The organism is Aeromicrobium sp. (assembly GCF_047606445.1).
Taxonomy (GTDB): domain Bacteria; phylum Actinomycetota; class Actinomycetes; order Propionibacteriales; family Nocardioidaceae; genus Aeromicrobium.
On sequence record NZ_JASGEK010000073.1, the window covers coordinates 1 to 2,799 of the forward strand.

3 protein-coding genes and 1 tRNA gene are annotated in these 2,799 nt (G+C 68.8%); 1 reads left to right on the top strand and 3 read right to left on the bottom strand.

All coding sequences use genetic code 11. The features are described 5' to 3' along the window. Positions 1 to 120: 120 nt before the first annotated feature. Positions 121 to 531 carry a phage holin family protein gene (locus QM621_RS13570; protein WP_414990922.1) on the top strand — a complete coding sequence of 137 codons (411 nt, stop codon included), beginning with the start codon at positions 121 to 123 and terminating at the stop codon, positions 529 to 531. 3 nt (positions 532 to 534) lie between these two features. Here QM621_RS13570 and QM621_RS13575 read toward each other — a convergent pair whose 3' ends face one another. The 3 genes from QM621_RS13575 to QM621_RS13585 all read right to left on the bottom strand — a co-directional run bounded on the left by QM621_RS13575 (position 535) and on the right by QM621_RS13585 (position 2,645). After that, positions 535 to 1,371, bottom strand: a complete 837-nt coding sequence (locus QM621_RS13575) for a hypothetical protein (protein ID WP_414990923.1) — start codon at positions 1,369 to 1,371, stop codon at positions 535 to 537. Positions 1,372 to 2,050: 679 nt separating this feature from the next. After that, positions 2,051 to 2,140: transfer RNA gene (locus QM621_RS13580), tRNA-Ser, on the bottom strand. A gap of 67 nt (positions 2,141 to 2,207) precedes the next feature. After that, entirely contained in the window at positions 2,208 to 2,645 is a 438-nt protein-coding gene (locus QM621_RS13585; protein WP_414990924.1) for a hypothetical protein, read from the bottom strand. Positions 2,646 to 2,799: the final 154 nt, after the last annotated feature.

The following is a 2,799-nucleotide window of genomic DNA, read 5'->3' on the forward strand; positions in this document are numbered from 1 at the left end:
CGTCTGGTCCACGTTATGAGCGCTCATAACGTGGACCAGACACCGCTCCGGCGGCAAAGGTGGACAACTCACCGCCTCAGGGCGTCGCGGAACGGGCGGGATGGCGAGTAGGCTCGGCGCATGGCCACCTCTGAGAAGCTCACGCCGGTCACGACCGAGGAACCGACCATCGGCAAGCTGGTCGCCGACGCCAGCCGCGATCTGTCCTCGCTCGTGCAACACGAGATCGCCTTGGCGAAGGCCGAGATGCGCTTCAGCGTCAAGGCGGGCGTGCTCGGCTCGGTGCTGTTCATCGTGGCCGGCTTCCTGGCCGTGCTCATCACGATCCTGCTGTCGATCGCCTTCGCGTACTTCCTGACGATGACCGGCCTGCACCCGGCGTGGTGCTTCCTCATCGTCTCGGGCGTCTACCTGCTGCTGACGATCCTGCTGGTCGTCATCGGCGTCGGCCGCTTGAAGAAGATCAAGGCTCCCGAGGCCACCATCGAGACGGTCTCCCAGATCCCCGCCGCCCTCAAGGGCGAGCGCTGACCCCTACCGGCTGAACAGGCCGCGCAGGGCGGACAACAGGACGCCGGCTCCGAACACGGCGGCGGCGCCGATGGCGACGGGGATAGCTGACACCTGGAAGGAATCCGCGGCGATCTCGAGCACGACGTGGCCCAGCCGCTCGCTGATCCCGGCGTCGTCGGGCAGGCCGACGAGGTCGGGGGCGAAGCGGGCGAGCAGGTACTCCACTCCGATCACGCCGAGCCCGGCGACGCCGAGGCCGAGCAGGGCGAGGTGCTTGCGGCGCGCGAGCACGAACGACGAGCCCGCCGCCGCCAGCAGGACGGCGCCGCTGATGAGGGTGATCGCGAGGCTGTGGGTGGTGACCCAGACGAAGCGCTTCGAGACCTCGTTCTCGCTCTCGACCCGGACGCTGGCGCCGAACAGGTTCCCGTCGACGCCGACGGCGCTGGCCGCAGCGGTCATCAACGGCGCGAGTTCGATGACGAAGCCGCTGCCGGTGCTGCCCTTCCCGGCGAACATCTCCTGATGGGCCTGGCGCTGGGCGTCGGCCCACGCCTGCGCGACCGACTCCTCGGCCAGCCCCTCCTCGGTGAGGCTGTCGATCTGGCCGGTCGTCCCGTCGATGACGACCTGCGGGACGCCGAGGTCCTGCAGATGCCCGGTGGTGCGTTCCGTCAGCTCGACCTCGACGGCGTCGGCGACCTCCGCACGACGCTCCGGGTCCGAGAGGGCGACTCCACTCAACTCGACGTAGCCGTCCTCGTCGGCGACGTTCGTCGTCAACCACAACATCGGGGCGAACACCGCGAACGCCAGCACCGCGACCAGGCCCGTGACGACAGAACCGAACGACCTCATGCCACTCCTCGACTCAAGTTCCGCGCGGACGCGCGACGGGTCCGAGCCTACGCGGGCCATGACACGGCCTCTGCGGACGAGTGCCCCGGACAGCGCTGAGGCCGGCTCCCGCTCATGGCGGGGATTCCGGCCTCCACCCCTCCCACCCCCTGTAAGGGCGGGCGATGAGACGACGCTAGCAAGCAGTGATCTGCTCCGCCTCAGCTCGCAACGAAGTCGACTGGCTCGAACCTGCTGTCGTCGAAAACCTGCCGTGCCGCCCAGAGGTCGTGGGCGTCTTGCATCGCCCGCCAGCTCTCCGCCGACCGGCCCACCACCTTCGACAGGCCCGGACACACCCGGTAACTCGCTGACGGCCGTGCTTACGGACAGTCTTGCCGCGACGCACTCTCCTCGCCGACAGGCTGCTCCTCCTACAAGGGTGGTCAACGGCCTCGACCATCGTGATTCTCCAAGCCAGACGAGCATCTTCGTCGTCTCACACGCCGATCATGTCGCCGCTGCTCGCGGATCCGGGTCGGAACCGACGACCCCAAAGACGCCGCCGCGCCGCCTGCTCTTGGTCGATCTGGACGTCCGGCACCCATGACCGTCCCCGGACCAGCAACGACACCGAGGACCCAACAAGAAAGAACCCCCGACAGGCAAAAGCCTGCCGAGGGTTCCAACGTGACTCATTTGGCGGAGATGGCGGGATTTGAACCCGCGAGAGGGATAAACCTCAACCCGCTTAGCAGGCGGGCGCACTAGGCCACTATGCGACATCTCCTCGTCGTCACCTGCCGGTGGCAACTCCCACACGATACCGGCCCGGCCCAGTCGGCAGGCCACCGGGCTCAGCCGAAGCGGCGGTAGCCGTGCGCCGCGTTCAGCCGGTCGTACACGTCCCGGAGGAGGTCCGCCTGCTCGGACGGCTCGACCAGACGCACGTCGACCCACGCCCGCCCCCCACCGCTCAACACCAGATGGCCGTCCTCGATCACCACGTCCTCCACCTGTGACCACGGCGTCCGCGACCGCGGGCGGGTCACCACCATGCCGGTCCCGTCCAACCGCACCACCACCGGTGAACGCCACGCGAAGCGCGCCGCCACCAGCAGCGAGGCCACCGCCAGCGCGCCCACGATGAACGCCGCGACCCGCCGGATCGTGCCGTCGCCGACGAGCAGGAAACCCGCGAACGCCAAGATCCCGGCCACCACGATGCAGCCGCCCGTGACGGTCAGCGCGGGACCGCGGGCGAGGCGGTAGAGGGAGATGGGGGTGTCGGACACGTTCACGCCTTCAAAAAGATCGGGAGCGGAGCGATGCTCCGGGGGGCAGAGGGGACGGGACTCCGTCGCTCGTTCCTCGCTCCTCCTCGAATCGCTAGCCACGTAATGCGGTGGTGGGGGGGCGCCCAAAAAAAGGGGGCGGGGGCGCCCCCCC

What these genes read in the sequence shown, in the direction of transcription:
- QM621_RS13575 (WP_414990923.1), bottom strand. Translation starts at nt 1,371, where the DNA reads ATGAGGTCGTTCGGTTCTGTCGTCACGGGCCTGGTCGCGGTGCTGGCG.
- QM621_RS13570 (WP_414990922.1), top strand. Translation starts at nt 121, where the DNA reads ATGGCCACCTCTGAGAAGCTCACGCCGGTCACGACCGAGGAACCGACC.